Source organism: Streptomyces alanosinicus (assembly GCF_014650595.1).
In the GTDB taxonomy this organism is placed as follows: domain Bacteria; phylum Actinomycetota; class Actinomycetes; order Streptomycetales; family Streptomycetaceae; genus Streptomyces; species Streptomyces alanosinicus.
The window spans coordinates 51,647-66,641 of sequence record NZ_BMVG01000038.1 but is presented as its reverse complement, the minus strand read 5'-3'; the positions used below and the strand labels follow the sequence as shown (position 1 = coordinate 66,641).

The following is a 14,995-nucleotide window of genomic DNA, read 5'->3' as shown; positions in this document are numbered from 1 at the left end:
CCACACCGTGATGCCCGTGCAGCGGGCGACGTTCATGCACGCCTGGACGGCGCCTGCGTACGCCGTGGGTGACGCCTGGGCGATGTCGAGTTCGGTGATCTGGACGTCCACGCCGAGCGCGGCGAACTTGGACAGGGTGGCCTGGAAGCTGGCCGGCGGGCCGCCGGCGCCGAAGTGGCTCTGGAAGCCGACGCAGTCGATGGGCACGCCGCGGGACTTGAAGTCCTTGACCATGTTGTAGACGCCCTGGGTCTTGGCGTCGGTCCAGTTCTCGATGTTGTAGTCGTTGTAGCAGAGCTTGGCCGAGGGGTCGGCCTTGCGGGCGGTGCGGAACGCCTCCTCGATGAAGCCGTTGCCGAGCACGTTCTGGAAGACCGAGGTGCGGTGCTGGCCGCTGCCGCCGTCGGCGAAGGCTTCGTTGACCACGTCCCAGGCGTAGATCTTGCCCTTGTAGTGGCTCATCTCGGTGGTGATGTGGTTGTCCATCACGCTGCGCAGCGTGTTCGGGTCGGTGATCGACTTGACCCAGGCGGGGAGTTGGGAGTGCCACACCAGGGTGTGGCCGCGCATCCGCTGCCCGTGCGCGGTGGCGTGGGCGACGATCTGGTCGGCCGGGCCGAAGTTGAAGGTGCCGCGGGAGGGTTCGGTGGTGTCCCACTTCATCTCGTTCTCCGGGGTGTTCATGTTGAATTCCCGGTCGAGAATGGTGGAGTACGTCGGGTCCCCGAGCCTGCCCGAGGCCACGGCCGTACCGAAGTAGCGGCCGCTGCCGGCCGCCGCGGCGGCCAGGGTCGGCGTGCCGGTCTTCGGCGTGCCGGTCTTCGGCGTGTGGGCGGCCTGGGCGACCAGCGGCACGGCCGCACCCGCGGCGGCGAGCACCACGGCAGCGGTGAGCACACGGCGGGTTGCCGGACGGCGGCGATGAGAGCGGTTCTGATCTGACAACGGCATGTCCTTCTGGCACAACGGGCCTTGGTCCGGCCCCGGTTACCCGCCAGTTGCCGCCGCGCACACAAAGGTTGCCGTGATCGAGGGAAGAATCTTCACGGCCGCCGTCAGCGGCTGGCGCGGCCTCCCCGTGACCGTCGGCACCAGCCCGGACGGACGCCGCCTGCACGCGGTCCACAACTGGAGCTGGTCGCCCACCGAGATCCAGTCCCCCGTGGAGCTGACCGACGTCGGGCCGGTACCCGACCCGGCAACACCTGCTTCGCCGGTACTCGACCGGGGGTGCCTCACCGGGATCTGCTCGACCATCGAGCCGTGCGGCAAGGGGACTCGTCTCCTTCCCGCACAGCGGTGTTCACCGGTTCGGGACGAACCCTCCCCGTACCGACGCGGAGCCGCCCGGACCCTGTGCGTCGACGCGGTAGCCGTCGTCCGCGGTACTGCGCTCGGTGGTGCCGTTGTTGAACTGGGCGGCGAACTCATGGCTCCCGGCCGGCACGGTCAGGCCCGGCTTGAGGACCCAGCGGTAGACCAGCGTGCCGCCGGTCTCCTGGGCGGTGACGGTGAAGTCAGCACTCGGCAGGGTCTGCCAGGTGCCGGTGTTCTTCACCCCGCCGGTCTGCACGATCCGCATCTCGACCGTGAGCGAGGTGAGCGGCCGGGTCGTCTTGAGGACGAGGTTGCTCTGCGTCCAGTAGACGGTGCTGCGCGGGTCCACCGAGCCGGCCGACCACAGCGGCCCGTTCCGGCTCTCGCCGGCGGCCGGCGGTGGACTGGTGGCCGGCGGAGTCGGGCGCGCGCTGCCCGGGGTGGTGGCCGGGGCCGGCGCGACAGGGGTGGGGCGGGCCGATGTCGGGTGCGGGGAGCTGACGCTCGGGGACGGGGTGGCAGGCGTGGTCACGGTGGCCGAGGGCGACGAGGTCGCGACGATGGCGGCGACGGCGAAGCCGCCGGTCGTGAGGATGCCGGCGGCGGCGAGCCCGGCGAGCGCGACCCTGGTCCCGGACCTCGCGAACGGCCGGGCGCGGTGACGGACGGCGGGGCCGGCCACGCCGCGTTGTACCCGGGCCAGCATCCTCGCCCGGTCGGGCCGGTGGGCCTCGGCGGCCTCGCGCAGCCGGAGGGCGATCTCCTCGTTCACCGGTTCCTCCTCCCTGCCACCAGGTCCCCGACCGTTTGTGCGCCCAGTATCCTTTCCAGCTCGGCCATTCCCTTCGAGGTCTGGCTCTTCACCGTTCCGACCGAGATGCCCAGCGCCACCGCCGTGTCCTTCTCCGACAGGTCGAAGGCGTGCCGCAGCACCACGCAGGCGCGCTTGCGGAACGGCAGCCGGGCGAGCGCCGCGCGGACGTCCAGCACGGCCGCCACGTCCGGCCCCTCCACCTTCTCGGGACCACGGGACCAGAACAGCGTGATCCGGAGTCGCTCGCGCACCGCGCTGCGGATCCGTCCGCGCGCCAGGTTGGCCACCACACCGCGGGCGTAGGCGAGCGGGTGGTCGGCCTGCCGCAACCGGTCCCAGCGCTGCCACAGGGCGACCAGGGCATCCGCCGCGAGGTCGTCCGCCGCGTCGGCCTCGCCGGTCAGGAGATGGGCCAGCCGGGCGAGTTCGGCATAGTGGCGTTCGAAGAATTCGTGGAACTCCGCGGACGCGTCATCGAGGACCATCCCCCCCGTCGCCCTCTCCTGGCAAAGGTGTACACGTTAGTTGCGCGTTTAACAACGGGGGCGCAGCCTAACAGTGCCGGCCCGGGATTCGAACAGCCCTCGTGCTCGGCGGACGCCTGTCGGCTGAGGCCACGGTCTTTCGTTGACGATCCGTACCGTGATGGCGGCTCCGCGGGCCGCGCGGGCCCCTACGTAGGCCCCGCACGCCTTGGTCCTTGGCCGACTCATGGTCGGTGACCTTCATCGCCGCGATCACCAGGTCGTCGGATGCCCTGTGAAGGCAGGAGCCGCTGCCGTCTTCGGCCGCGTTGGCGGGCGCGGTACCGGTGACCGGGGATGGTCAGGGCGGGTTGCCGCCCCGACGCCGATTTCTCGGCGACCGCCGCACGGCACGAAAGGGATCTGAAGAACGTCGGACAAGGCGGCAACCTTTCCATCCCGAGCGGCCACTCAGGGGTGCACCAACCACGGCGAGCGCAGTCAGCTGCCCCACGCCACCCGTGTCCACGCACTCCGATCGGGAGCCACAACGTGTCACCTGACGACCCGACATCCACCGAGCAGCCGATGCCTCGGGACCGTACGCACCGCCGTAGCCGAACGCGCCGCCGCATCGTGGCGGGGGCGGTGGCGGCCCTGGTGGCCGGGGCCGGCGCGGGCGTCCTGGCGCTCAACGCGAACGCCGCGCCGGCCGTCGCCGTCACCGTCAACGCAGGCACCTCGCTGGGCACGGTGCCCAGCACCGGGGTCGGCCTCAACACGGCCGTCTACGACCCGCACATGAACGACACCACGGCGTCAGCGCTGATGAAGGCCGCCGGAGTCCGGCAGCTGCGCTACCCCGGTGGCTCCTACGCGGACGCCTACCACTGGAAGACCCACACCCTCGACGGCGGCGGCTGGGTCGCGCCCGGTACCGACTTCGACCACTTCATGGCCACCGCGAAGAGGGTCGGCGCCCAGCCGATCATCACCGCCAACTACGGCTCCGGCACGCCCCAGGAGGCCGCCGACTGGGTCAAGTACGCCAACGTCGACAAGGGCTACGGCGTGAAGTACTGGGAGATCGGCAACGAGATCTCCGGCAACGGGTACTACGGCAGCAAATGGGAGCTCGACAACCACGCCGACAAAAGCCCCAGGGAGTACGCGAAGAACCTCCTCGCCTACGCGAAGGCGATGAAGGCCGTGGACCCGAAGGTGAAGATCGGGGCGGTGCTCAACACTCCGGGATCCTGGCCGGACGGGGCGAAGGCCGCGGGCGACACTGCCGACTGGAACCACACCGTGCTCGCCATCGCCGGCAAGTCGATCGACTTCGCGATCATCCACTGGTACCCGAGCGCTTCCAGCACGGCGGACCTGCTGCACTCACCCGCCCAGATCGCGGGTCTCACCTCCGCGGTGCGCTCGCTGCTCCACACCTACGCGGGTGCGCACGCCGCCTCGGTCGAGATCGCGGTCACCGAGACCGACAGCACCCAGTCGCCGGCCAACACCAGCCAGGCCGCGGCCCTGTTCGCGTCGGACACGTACATGAACTGGCTCGAACACGGCGCCGTCAACGTCGACTGGTGGGACCTGCACAACGGCATGGGCAAAGCACCCACCACCGTGGGCGGCGAGACCGACTACCTGGACCAGGGCGTGCTCTCCAGCGGCAGCTGCGTCGGCGGGCACTGCGAACCGGCCCGTGAGACGCCCTTCCCCACCTACTGGGGCATCCGCTCACTGACCGCGCTGGCCCGGCCCGGCGACACCATGGTCAAGGCGTCCTCCGCCAAGCAGTCGGTTGCCGTGCACGCGGTGCGCAGCAGCGACGGCGGCCTGAAGGTCATGCTGATCAACAAGGACTCGCAGAACGCGGCGCAGGTATCGCTCTCGTACGCCGGATACACCCCGGCCGCAGGGGCGGTCAGGACCGTTTCGTACACCAAGGGCGGCACCGCCCTGACCACGGCGACGCGGGGAACGGCGGCCGCACAGACGCTGCCCCCGTACTCGATCACGACGCTCCAGCTGAAGCCCTCGTCGGCGGCCTCCCGCGCCGAAGCCCCGTCTCCCGCCCCCACTCCGGCCGCCGCCGAGCCGGTCGCCTCCGCCTCCGGCAAGATCGGCACCCGGGCGCAGGCCTCGGCAGCCGGCGTACCCGTCGGCCGGCCGGACCGGAGCGACACGGCCGGCGGCCTGGCTTCCACCGGGATGGGCAGCACCGTCACCTACAGCGCCCTCGGTGGCCTGCTGGCCGTCGCCGCCGGCTCCGCCCTGGTGCTTCGCAGGCGCCGCAGCAGGGGTTCGCACGCCAGGTGAGCCCCTGCCGCGCCGGCGGCCGACGGCCCGGCAGCACCGCCGCCCACCAGCGGCGCGAGCCGCCCCGGGCCGTCGGCCTCCGCGCCGGTGTTCCACGGCACAGGGACCCGCGCGCGGCGATGACCTTCCCGCCCGGCCGTCTCTTCCTCGCCCCTGGATGAGTCGAGCCGGGGGGAAGGGCCTTCGCACACGGATCGGAGGCGTGGGACCACAGGCTCCGGCTCGGGGCTCCAAGCCCCCCCGCGGTAGCCCTGGACAAGACCGGCACACTCGCCGAAGGCACCCCGCGCGTCACCGACATCTGTCCCCTGACCGGCGACCTGAACGAGACCGAGCTGCTGACGCTCACCGCCGCGGCCGAGCACCCCAGCGAGCACCCGCTGGCCCGCGCCGTCGTGGATGCCGCCCGCACCTGCGGCCTGTCCCTGGCCACTGCCGAGGGGTTCACCTCCGCACCCGGCGTCGGAGTGATCGCGACCGTCGACGGCCGGAAGGTGGAGGTGGGTGCCCCGGCCCGGCTGTTGGGCGACTCCCTCGACGCCCACTCCGCACGCGCCGCCACCGTGGCCGCCGGTATGTGGCCGCCGGTATGGAGGAGGACAGACGGACCGCCGTGCTGACTGTCGTCGACGGCACTCCGGTGGGGGTACCGGGCCTCGCCGATCGGCTGCTTCCAGTGATCTTTCTCCGCCGCTCCTCGGCAGGAGAGGCGATGGTCAGAGGCGCTGGATGCGTGAGCGATGCGTGAGCGGACGGTCCGGCACAACGTGTCATCAGCAGGATCGGATACGAAGCCGCATGGCGCTGATCAGGTGGAACAGCACCACGTGGCAGCACCGGTCACCACCCGGCAAGGATGAGATCCCACTCCTGAAGCGGGTGTCGCAGGTTCGAATCCCGCCGACTCCTCACCTGTCGTGGGCTCGGTGGTCGGCTGCGGGCCGATGGGGAGGGGCATGAGTGGGATTCGCGTGCTGTGCGGGTGGCAGACAGTACGCTGAATCTGGCGGGATCGAGCCCGCAGCACAGTGTCCGGGAGGTGCTTCATGACGGCCGAGATGGTGGCCCCGGCGTGGATGCATGAGCAGATCACGGCGGAGGAGTACGAGTCCTGGTCCGAGGAGCAGTGCGCCGGGATCGAGATCGTGGACGGGATGGTCGTCGTGGGCCCGAGTGCATCCAAGCGGCACAACCGGCTTGCCCGGATTCTGGCGAACGCCCTGGATGCCGCTGCGGGCCCGGAGTGGAACGCCGACACGGACTTCGACGTCCGGCTTCAGGACGTCCCGCTCACCAATCGCCGCCCGGACGTCGTCGTGTACCGCTCGGACACGATCGATATCACCCCGACTCGCCCTGAGCACGTGTTGCTGGTCGCGGAGGTGGTGTCGCCGGGCTCGGAGACCACCGACCGGATCGTGAAGGTCGACCAGTACGCCAAGGCGGGCATCGGCTTCTACTGGCGGATCGAGCAGGCCGCGACGGGCGTTCCTCTCGTGTATACCTACGTTCTCGACCCCGCGACGAAGGCTTACCGGGACTCAGACGTGTTCACCGGTGTCGTGAAGGTGGCGGCGCCCTTCCTGGTGGAGATCGACCTCGGCCAGGTCTGACCCCGATGCTGCGATTGCGCAAACTTGCCTTCAGGTCGCTCTAAAGCCTGCTTTTGAGCTGATCTAGGTGCTGGGTCATTGCTTGCGCAATCGGCGGGGGCTGCGTGCGCACGTGTGCGCACCGGACCGGGATCGAGCGGGATCGAGGAGGGGCGAGCGGGACTGAAGCGGGGTGTGTTGTCCGGGTTTTCCGTTAAAGCCGCAGGTGAGACGCGTCTCGGTTTCGGGTTCGACTCCCCTGAGCTCCACTCCATTACACCCATCTGACCTGGATAAACGCGGCCAGGTGGGTGCTTTTGTCCCCATTTTGCGTGCTGACGTGTCAGTGCGGTGATGCCGACGCAAGCCTGCGATGGTCTGTGGTTGCAGGGCCTGGGGCGGCCTTCGCTCCCCCGCGTGATCCTCTGGGGGGCGATGAGCTTTCCGGTTTCCTACTCGTTTGACACAATGGCGCCATGTCTGAGGCGACGTACAGCATCGGTGAGGGGCCGGCGACCCGGGTCAGCCTGTCTCTGCCTGAGGGGACCGCGGAGGCCATCCGGGCGCGGGTCGGTAAGCGGGAGTTCTCCGCGTTCATTGCCGCGGCCGTCGAGCGGGAGCTGAGGGGGCAGGTGCTGGACGAGTACCTGGCTGACTACGAGAGCCGCAAGGGGCCGGTGTCCGAGCAGGCGCAACAGCGGGCGCGGCAGGTGTTCGACGAGGTGTTCGCCGAGGAAGACCAGTGGCCCGCCGCAGGCTGAGTCACGAGGGGACGCTGGTCCTGGACAGCGAGGGGCTCTCCCAACTGCTCGCTGACAACGAGACCGTGGTGGCGCTGGTCGCGGAGGCGCGCTCGCGTGGCATGGAAGTGGTGATCTGTGCGCTCACCATCATCGAGGCCGTGCACGCCCGCACCAACAGCGCACGGCTGAGCTGGCTGTTGTCCGGCCTTCGCGTGACCCCGGTGGGGGATGAGGAGGCAAAGGCGGCCTCAGCACTGCTGATGGGGGCAGGGCTGCACGGTCACAAGTACGCCATCGACGCGGCCGTGGCCGATCTGGCGCTTCGGCAGCAGCGGCCTGTGGTCATGCTGACCTCGGACATCGACGACATGGCCAAGCTCTGCGGCGAAGGAGTCCGCCTCGTTTCCGTGTGACCAGCTCTCCTTGCGTGGGGCGAGTATGACATCCGCGGAGCTACGCAAGGACGCCCATGCGAAGGCGGGGTTTCGGGTCTGCGTGGTGTCTGGTGAGACCGGCGCTGCTCTGAGTGGGCACAACACGCACCGGGTCACACTCACTCTTGAGCCGAAGAACGCTGACCGCGGCGGCGCTCGATGCTTTGTTCGTCTTCGAGGACGGGCCAGTCCTCGCGACAGATCTACCGGCTCCGCGCCGACACCCGCCGCGACGGGCGCAAGAGCTTTGCCTGGACCGACTACCGCGCCCTGATCCAGGCCGCCCGCCGGCAACTTGGTGGACCCATCTGGTCCATCCTGCGGCGCACCGCACTGGCCAACCGCGCCTTCGCGGATCCCGAGGAACGGCATCCTGGTTCGAAGATCGTGACTCAGCTCGCCGGCAGGATCATTCGGCGGCGTCGCCGGGGATCTCGTCGAGTCGCACCTGCAGGCCGTCGAGTACGCGCCGGAGCCCGTAGTCGAACGTCTCGTCGCGGGCCTTTCCGGGGTCTTCGACCTGCGGATCCTCCCCGCCGCCGGACCGCAGGCTCTCGATGAACTCCCGCTCGCTCTTGCCGCTTCGGGCGATCAGCGACAGGTACGCGGCCTCGCTGGTCGCCATTCCGATGACGTATGAGATGACCGTTTTCATGGCGTGTCCGGTCTCGTCCGAGGGGAAACCGGCCGCCTTGTACACGGCGGCCATGCGCTCCGACATCTTCGTCACGTTCGGACCGAGGTGGATGAGGCCCACCTGGCCGAGTACGGAGGCGACCCAGGGGTGGCGGAGGATCATCGCCCGCAGGCTGTAGGCGCTGCGGGCGGCAAGGGTCCGCCAGTCCGCGGCGTCCGCGGTGTCCGTGGCAGGGATCTCAAGCTCGCCGTAGACCTCGTCGACGACCAGCTCGATGAGCTCGTCCTTGTTGGCCACGTGGCGGTAGAGCGAGGTGGCGCCCGCGTCGAGCCGGGTGCCGAGCTTGCGCATGCTGAGGGACTCCAGGCCGTCCGTGTCGAGGAGTTGAACGGCCTCCGCGACGATCTGCTCGCGGCTGAGCTGCTCGCGTCCGCGGCGCGGGCGGGTCCAGACCGAGGCGATCGGCTTCTCGTCGGCGGGCATGGGGCCTCCTCGTGTGTCCGGCGCCGATGTGTCCGACGCATCCATCAAGGTAGCGCACGACGTGCGCATCTTGCGCACGACGATCCTCGATGCGTACAGTGTGCGCATCGAGAGAACGATGTACGCACCGCACCGAAGGAGTCCCCATGTCGGAGAAGAAGTTCGACCGCAGCCTCGACCTCGCGCACTGGCAGGCCCGGTTCGACGAGCTGCGTGCCGCCCACCATGTGCCGGGGGCCGCGCTGGCGGTGCTTGTCGACGGGGAGGTCCACGAGCTGGCGAGCGGTGTGCTGCACCGGGGGACCGGGGTGGAGGTGACGACGGACTCGGTGTTCCAGTCCGGTTCGATAGCCAAGGTCTACACCTCGACGCTGATCATGCGCCTCGTCGACTCGGGTGAACTGGACCTGGACACGCCGGTGAAGGACATCGTCCCCGAGTTCGGGACGGCCGACGAGGAGGCCACGCGGACCATCACCACCCGCCAACTCCTCTCCCACACCAGCGGGTTGACCTGTGACTTCACCTACGACGCCGGACGCGGCGACGACTGTCTCGCCCGGTACGTCGAGGCCGCCAAGGACGTCGCCCTGGACTGCCGTCCCGGCACCGCCGTCTCCTACAGCGGCATCGGCTACAACGTCCTCGGCCGCATCATCGAGGTCCTGACCGGCCAGACCTGGGACGAGGCCCTGAAAGACCGCCTCTTCACCCCGCTCGGCCTCGAACGCTCCATGACGCTGCCCGAGGAGGCCCTCGCGTACCGGGTCGCGATGAGCCACCTCGGGGAGCCGGGCCAGTACCCGGACCCGGCCCCCGCCTGGGACTTGATGCCGCGCTCGGCGGGCCCGTACGGCAGGGTCCTGGTCTCGGCGGGTGACGTGGCGCGCCTGGCCAAGATGCACCTCGACGGCGGCACGGCACCCGACGGGACGCGGCTGCTTCGCGCCGAGACCGTCGAGCTGATGCAGCGCCGCGTGGCCGACGTGCCCGACAAGTGGACGGTCAGCGCGGACGGTTGGGGCCTCGGCTGGACCCTCTACGACTGGGACGGCATCGCGGGGTACGGCCACGACGGCGCCGCGATCGGCCAGTACGGCTACCTCCGCGTGGTCCCGCAGGCGGGCGTGGCCGTCGCACTGCTCACCAACGGCGGCGGCGCGCGCGAACTCTACGCGGCGCTCTTCCGCGAACTGCTCGGCGACCTGGCGGGTGTACGGATGCCGGACGCGTTCGAACCGCCCGCGCAGGCACCGGTGGTGGACTTCTCGCGCTACGTCGGGACGTACAAGCGCGCCGGTGTCGTCATCACCGTCTCCGAGCGCGAGGGCGCGCCCCACCTGGTCTACGAGTTCGTGGACGGCATGAAGGACTTCTCGCCGCCGCTGGACGTGGAGCTGTACGCCGTGACGGAGTCCGTCTTCGCGGGGACGGGCGCGGGCCCGTCGTTCAGCGAGGGCTACATGCCGGTGGTGTTCTCGACACTGGGCGACGGCACGGAGTGCTGCTACATCGGGATGCGGGCGGCGCCGAAGGTCGCCTGATGCCGGGGCGAAAACCAGCTGGAGTACTAGGGCGTGTTGCGAACGTCCCGTCGTACGCCCGGAGGGCGGCAGGCGGGACTTTCGCAACACGCCCTAGCTCCTCCCGTCCGGTTCTCCGGACGGTGCCCCCTCGGACAGCGGCCGGATCAGCGTCCCGATGCCGGCGCAGAGCAGGTCCAGGCTGCGGGTGAACTTCTCGTCAGGCCCGCGCTCGGCCGCGGCGGCCGCCGTCCGGGGGAAGCTCCGGTGGAGGGCGGCACCGTCCTCGGCCGTGACCGGCACCGCGGGTGGCTCGCTCTGTTCCTGGAGCACGTAGCCGGTGACGTGGCTGAGCACGGTGTCGGCGGCGGTGCCGCGATGCTCCGGGGGCACGCCGGCCTCGGCGAGGGTGGTGAGCAGCCGTTCCATCAGCGAGAGCGCGCCGGGGCTGAGGGTTTTCGGGCTGCCGGCGAGCATGATCGCCCCACCGGGGTGCTGCCGGATGCTCTGCCGCAGGGCGACGGCCTGCGCCGTGACCCGCGCCGACCAGCCTGCCTGCGCGGGCAGTCCGGCCAGGGCGGCGGTGCCGGCCTCGTATGCCTGCCCGGCCACCCGGTCGGCCATCAGCTGGAGCAGCGCGGCCCTGCTGGGCACGTGGTAGTAGAGGCTGCCGGCGTGCACGTCGAGCCGGTCCGCGACCTGGCGCACGGAGAAACCGTGGTAGCCGGTCTGCGCGAACACCGCCATCCCCGCGTCGATGATCCGGTCTGCGGTCAGCTTCACGGCCGCAGTCTAGCGAGCCGAGCCCGCTTTCAAACACTGTTTGAAAAAGCCCCGGGTCACGCTACTGTCATGATCAGCGAAATCGCACACGGCCTGGAGGGGGGTGGTGACGATGGACATCGTGCTGTTCAACGTGACCACGGCGGCACTGATGGTGCTGATGTTCAAAGGTGGTCTGGCCTTGATCGGCCAGAGCACGCTGGGACAACGGCGGATCCCCTGGGCCGGTGTCGGCCTGACCGGGATCGCGCTCGCCGGGGTGGCCCTCCAGCTCTGCTGGTCGGGGGCGATGGGCGCGCTCGACGCGGACCCGTCGAAGTCCGGCTGGTGGCGCGTGGTCACCTCGGTCTTCATGCAGAACGGCGGCTTCGGCGGGGCGGCCTGGAACATCGTCACCCTCGCCGCCGTCGCGGCCTTCGCCGACTGGTTCTGGGGTGCGCCGCTGACGCTCGGCCTGTTCGCCGCGGGCATCCTGCTGCCGGAGCAGATCGACAAGCTGTGGGGCCAGACCTCCCACAGCACCGACCCCCGCAACTTCGCCGGCAGCTCCGGTGCCACCTACTTCCTGGGCGCGACGCTGGCCGCGGCCCTGCTGCTGCGCGGCGGCGCCGACGAGAACTCCGGCGAGGCCGCCGGCCAGGGTGCCGGGAAGGGCTCCGACGACGAGGGCGCGAGCCGCGGCACGGCCGTCCGCAAGAACCGGCTGCTCGCGCTCGGCGTGCCGGTGCTCGGGCTGGCGATGTGGTTCGCGCAGGAGAACGGGCACGGGCTGGTCTCCTGCTACGGCTTCGCCCTCGGCGCACTCGCCTGGGCCGTGTTCCGCACCGTTCTGCACCCGGACCGCGACCTCCGGCAGCCGCCGCGCACGACGGTCGCCTCACTGACCGGGCTCGTCGGCCGGCGGACCCGCAGCGCCGGCTAGCCGGCAGGCCCCCGCCCCGCCCCACGCCACTCGCGCCATTCCACCTTGACCACGAGGGAGCCGGCATGTCGGAAAACCTGCGCCGGGAAGTGTCGAAGCTCGTCGACCAGGAGGTGGCCAAGATCCTGGAACAGACCGACCGCGACGTGGCCCGTACGGTCAACCGCGCGCTGGGCGTGAGCGACGACGCCCCGGCGTTCGACACCGCCCGCTGGCAGGCCCGGCTCGACGAGCTCCTCACCGCCCACCACATCCCCGGCGCCGCCCTCGCCGTGCTCGCCGACGGCGAGATCCACGAGGTGGCCGCCGGCATCCTGCACACCGGCACCGGCGTCACGGTGACCCCGGACTCCGTGTTCCAGATCGGCTCCGTCAGCAAGGGCTACACCGCGGCCATGGTGGTGCTGCTCGCCGACGCCGGGAAGCTGGACCTCGACGCGCCGGTCGCGGACGTCCTGCCGGACTTCGCGGTCGCCGACGCCGGGGCCACCCGGACGATCACGCCGCGCCAGCTGCTCAACCACACCAGCGGCATCGAGGGCGATTACGTCAACGACACCGGCCGGGGCGACGACTGCCTGGCCCGCTACATCGAGGGCGTCCGGACCGTCGGCCTGACCAACCCGCCCGGCGTCACCATGTCGTACTCCAGCACCGCCTACAACGTCCTCGGCCGGATCGTCGAGGTGGTCACCGGCCAGACCTGGGACGAGGCGCTCAAGGAGCTGCTCCTCGCCCCGCTCGGGCTGGAGCACACCATGACCCTGCCCGAGGAGGTGCTGCGCTTCCGCGCCGCCATGGGGCACATGGGCGAGCCGGGCGAGACCCCCGTCCCCACCCCGCTCTGGAACATGCTGCCGCGTTCGGCCGGCCCGTACGGCGGGATCAGCGCGACCGCCGCCGACGTGGCCCGGTTCGCGCGGGCCTTCGTGGACGGCGGGACCGCGCCGGACGGCACCCGGGTGCTGCCCGCCGCCGTGGTCGAGGCGATGCTGACCCGCGAGGTCGAGATGCCCGACCAGTGGTTCCTCGGCGCCCACTGGGGCCTGGGCTGGGGCCTGTTCGAGTGGGACGGCGCGCGCGGCTTCGGCCACGACGGCAGCACCTTCGGCCAGCTCGCCTACCTGCGTGCCATCCCGGAGAAGGGCCTCGCCATCGCCCTGCTGACCAACGGCGGCGGGGCCGCGCCCAAGGTCTTCGAGGCACTCTGCCGCGAGCTCTGCGCCGAACTCGCCGGTGTCACCATGCCCGGGTTCGCGCCGGCCTCCGAGCCCCTGGCCGTGGAGACGGGGCCGTTCCTCGGCAGCTACAAGCGCGAGGGCTTCCTGATGACCATCACTGCCGGCGACGGCGGCCCGGACACACTGCGGCTGACGTACGAGGGCGCGGACGGCCTGGCGGGCTCCTTCGACCCGCTGGTCTGGCACCTGACCCCGGTCTCGCACACACCGGTGAAGACGGTGTTCGCCGGCCGCCGCAACGAGCAGGACGCCTGGATTCCCGTGGTGTTCTACGCCCTCGCCGACGGCAGCCGGTACGTCCACTTCGGCGTCCGCGCGACGGCCAAATCCGCCTAGCGTCGGGCTCTCACCCTTTCCGCGCAGGGCCGGCCACGCAGGTAGGGAAAACCCCCTGCTGAGTGGGGTGTTGGTCGCAATGCGCCGAGTGTGCCGGGAACGGCAGAGTCCAGCCATGAACATTTTTCGGTTCGACTCTCGGTTCGACGGAAGTTCAGCCAAGCACGCAGCCCTCGCCCTGGTGTGTGCCGTGACCGTACTGGCGGCGGCCGGATGCGGAGACGACAGCCGGCGCGTTTCCTCGCCTGCCCACCCGCATCCCGCAACGCGCGGTTCGGTGGTCTCCGTGACCCCCGTGGCGGACCTGGACGCCAAGGAGGTCGCAGCCCGCGTGGCCAAGGCGGGTATCGATGCGACACAGGTCCGCTACGGCGTGCGGGCCGACCGGATCGTCTATCGCACCGTCGATTTCAAGGGCAAGCCCACCACGGCCAGCGAGCTGGTCGCGATACCGAAGAACGACGATCGCGACCTTCGCGTCGTGTCCTGGCTGCACGGCACCGAGGTGTACCGGGGAGAGGTGGCCTCGGTGAACGACGAATCGCCCGACCGGGCCACGGCGCTGCTGTTCGCCTCGACCGGGCGCGCGGTATCCGCCCCGGACTACCTCGGCCTGGGAAAGGGCCCCGGAACCCATCCGTACGGGAACCCGAAGGCGACCGTCACCGCCTCGGTGGACGCGTTGCGGGCGACACGCACGTTCGCCCGCAGGGAAGGTCGCGGCCTCGACCGGCGCGTACTCGTCAGCGGGTTCTCCCAGGGCGGCCCCGCCACGATGCTGGTCGGGCGGGCCCTGCAACAGGGCGCCGATCCGTATTTCCGTCCGGGTGCCCTCGCCCCGGTCGCCGGCCCGTTCCATCTGAGCGGTTTCGAGGCCGCCGCGGCAGACGACAAGGTCGACCGGTCCTCGCTCTACCTCGCCTATTTCGCGACCGCGTGGAACCGGATGTACGGCTTGTACGGCGCCCCGGACCAGGCGTTCCGAGCGCCTTACGACAAGACGGTGGAGACGCTGTTCGACGGCGACCACAAGGCGTCGCAGATCGCGGCCGCACTGCCCAGGACCTCGAAGCAGCTGTTCACCGAAGCCTTCCTTCAGAAGGTGCGCCACCCCACGGGGGATCTGCGGCGCAATCTGGAGGTGATGGACACCACCTGTGACTGGCGGCCCGATGTTCCGGTGCACCTTTTTCACGCCAGGGGCGACAAGGACGTCTCCTTCACGAACTCCCTGCGCTGCCGGCGCCAGCTGACGGCCAAGGGTGCTGACCAACAGCTCAGTGATGTCGGCGAGTTCGACCACAGCACGACGATCCTCAAGGCCCTGCCACAGGTAGTGCGCGAGTTCGACAGGGCTCGCTGAGCCGACCCGCGA

15 protein-coding genes are annotated in these 14,995 nt (G+C 70.3%); 10 read left to right on the top strand and 5 right to left on the bottom strand.

Annotated elements, in window-relative coordinates; all coding sequences use genetic code 11:
- From IE277_RS38705 to IE277_RS38695, 3 genes are all read right to left on the bottom strand, one after another.
- Positions 1–951: glycoside hydrolase family 10 protein (locus IE277_RS38705; RefSeq protein ID WP_189958432.1), on the bottom strand; the 951-nt coding region annotated here is incomplete at its 3' end.
- Positions 952–1,303: 352 nt separating this feature from the next.
- Positions 1,304–2,089 carry a hypothetical protein gene (locus tag IE277_RS38700; RefSeq protein WP_189958431.1) on the bottom strand — a complete coding sequence of 262 codons (786 nt, stop codon included), beginning with the start codon at positions 2,087–2,089 and terminating at the stop codon, positions 1,304–1,306.
- On the bottom strand, positions 2,086–2,616 hold the full coding sequence (locus tag IE277_RS38695; protein WP_189958430.1) for a SigE family RNA polymerase sigma factor: 531 nt from the start codon (positions 2,614–2,616) through the stop codon (positions 2,086–2,088). The genes IE277_RS38700 and IE277_RS38695 overlap by 4 nt, the downstream gene beginning before the upstream one ends.
- Before the next feature lie 567 nt (positions 2,617–3,183).
- On the opposite strand from IE277_RS38695, the gene IE277_RS38690 reads away from it, so the two are divergent.
- From IE277_RS38690 to IE277_RS49810, 6 genes are all read left to right on the top strand, one after another.
- The gene (locus IE277_RS38690) at positions 3,184–4,926 is read left to right on the top strand and encodes an LPXTG cell wall anchor domain-containing protein (RefSeq protein WP_229882284.1); all 1,743 of its coding nucleotides are present in this window, start codon (positions 3,184–3,186) and stop codon (positions 4,924–4,926) included.
- A 251-nt stretch (positions 4,927–5,177) separates the two neighbouring features.
- A complete protein-coding gene (locus IE277_RS38685) occupies positions 5,178–5,546 on the top strand; it encodes an HAD family hydrolase (protein ID WP_189958441.1) in 369 nt (122 codons plus the stop codon).
- 426 nt (positions 5,547–5,972) lie between these two features.
- The gene (locus IE277_RS38680) at positions 5,973–6,539 is read left to right on the top strand and encodes a Uma2 family endonuclease (protein WP_189958429.1); all 567 of its coding nucleotides are present in this window, start codon (positions 5,973–5,975) and stop codon (positions 6,537–6,539) included.
- 455 nt (positions 6,540–6,994) lie between these two features.
- Positions 6,995–7,279 (top strand): hypothetical protein, encoded by a 285-nt coding sequence (locus IE277_RS38675; RefSeq protein ID WP_189958428.1) that lies wholly within the window; start codon positions 6,995–6,997, stop codon positions 7,277–7,279.
- On the top strand, positions 7,261–7,674 hold the full coding sequence (locus IE277_RS38670; RefSeq protein WP_189958427.1) for a DNA-binding protein: 414 nt from the start codon (positions 7,261–7,263) through the stop codon (positions 7,672–7,674). Before IE277_RS38675 ends, IE277_RS38670 begins: the two co-directional genes overlap by 19 nt.
- A 25-nt stretch (positions 7,675–7,699) precedes the next feature.
- Positions 7,700–7,969, top strand: a complete 270-nt coding sequence (locus IE277_RS49810) for a trypco2 family protein (protein ID WP_373310974.1) — start codon at positions 7,700–7,702, stop codon at positions 7,967–7,969.
- A gap of 135 nt (positions 7,970–8,104) precedes the next feature.
- Here IE277_RS49810 and IE277_RS38665 read toward each other — a convergent pair whose 3' ends face one another.
- Positions 8,105–8,815: a TetR/AcrR family transcriptional regulator gene (locus IE277_RS38665; protein WP_189958426.1), complete on the bottom strand. Its 711-nt coding sequence runs from the start codon at positions 8,813–8,815 to the stop codon at positions 8,105–8,107.
- 146 nt (positions 8,816–8,961) lie between these two features.
- On the opposite strand from IE277_RS38665, the gene IE277_RS38660 reads away from it, so the two are divergent.
- Positions 8,962–10,359: a serine hydrolase domain-containing protein gene (locus IE277_RS38660; RefSeq protein ID WP_229882283.1), complete on the top strand. Its 1,398-nt coding sequence runs from the start codon at positions 8,962–8,964 to the stop codon at positions 10,357–10,359.
- A gap of 93 nt (positions 10,360–10,452) precedes the next feature.
- On the opposite strand, the gene IE277_RS38655 is transcribed toward IE277_RS38660, so the two are convergent.
- Positions 10,453–11,121 (bottom strand): TetR/AcrR family transcriptional regulator, encoded by a 669-nt coding sequence (locus IE277_RS38655; RefSeq protein WP_189958424.1) that lies wholly within the window; start codon positions 11,119–11,121, stop codon positions 10,453–10,455.
- A gap of 112 nt (positions 11,122–11,233) precedes the next feature.
- Here IE277_RS38655 and IE277_RS38650 point away from each other — a divergent pair, with 112 nt between their 5' ends.
- The 3 genes from IE277_RS38650 (at position 11,234) to IE277_RS38640 (ending at position 14,983) form a co-directional block, all read left to right on the top strand.
- Entirely contained in the window at positions 11,234–12,043 is an 810-nt protein-coding gene (locus IE277_RS38650; protein WP_189958440.1) for a hypothetical protein, read from the top strand.
- A 65-nt stretch (positions 12,044–12,108) separates the two neighbouring features.
- Positions 12,109–13,620, top strand: a complete 1,512-nt coding sequence (locus IE277_RS38645; RefSeq protein WP_189958423.1) for a serine hydrolase domain-containing protein — start codon at positions 12,109–12,111, stop codon at positions 13,618–13,620.
- Between the two features lie 286 nt (positions 13,621–13,906).
- Positions 13,907–14,983 carry an alpha/beta hydrolase family protein gene (locus tag IE277_RS38640; protein WP_229882282.1) on the top strand — a complete coding sequence of 359 codons (1,077 nt, stop codon included), beginning with the start codon at positions 13,907–13,909 and terminating at the stop codon, positions 14,981–14,983.
- The last annotated feature ends 12 nt before the right edge of the window (positions 14,984–14,995 follow it).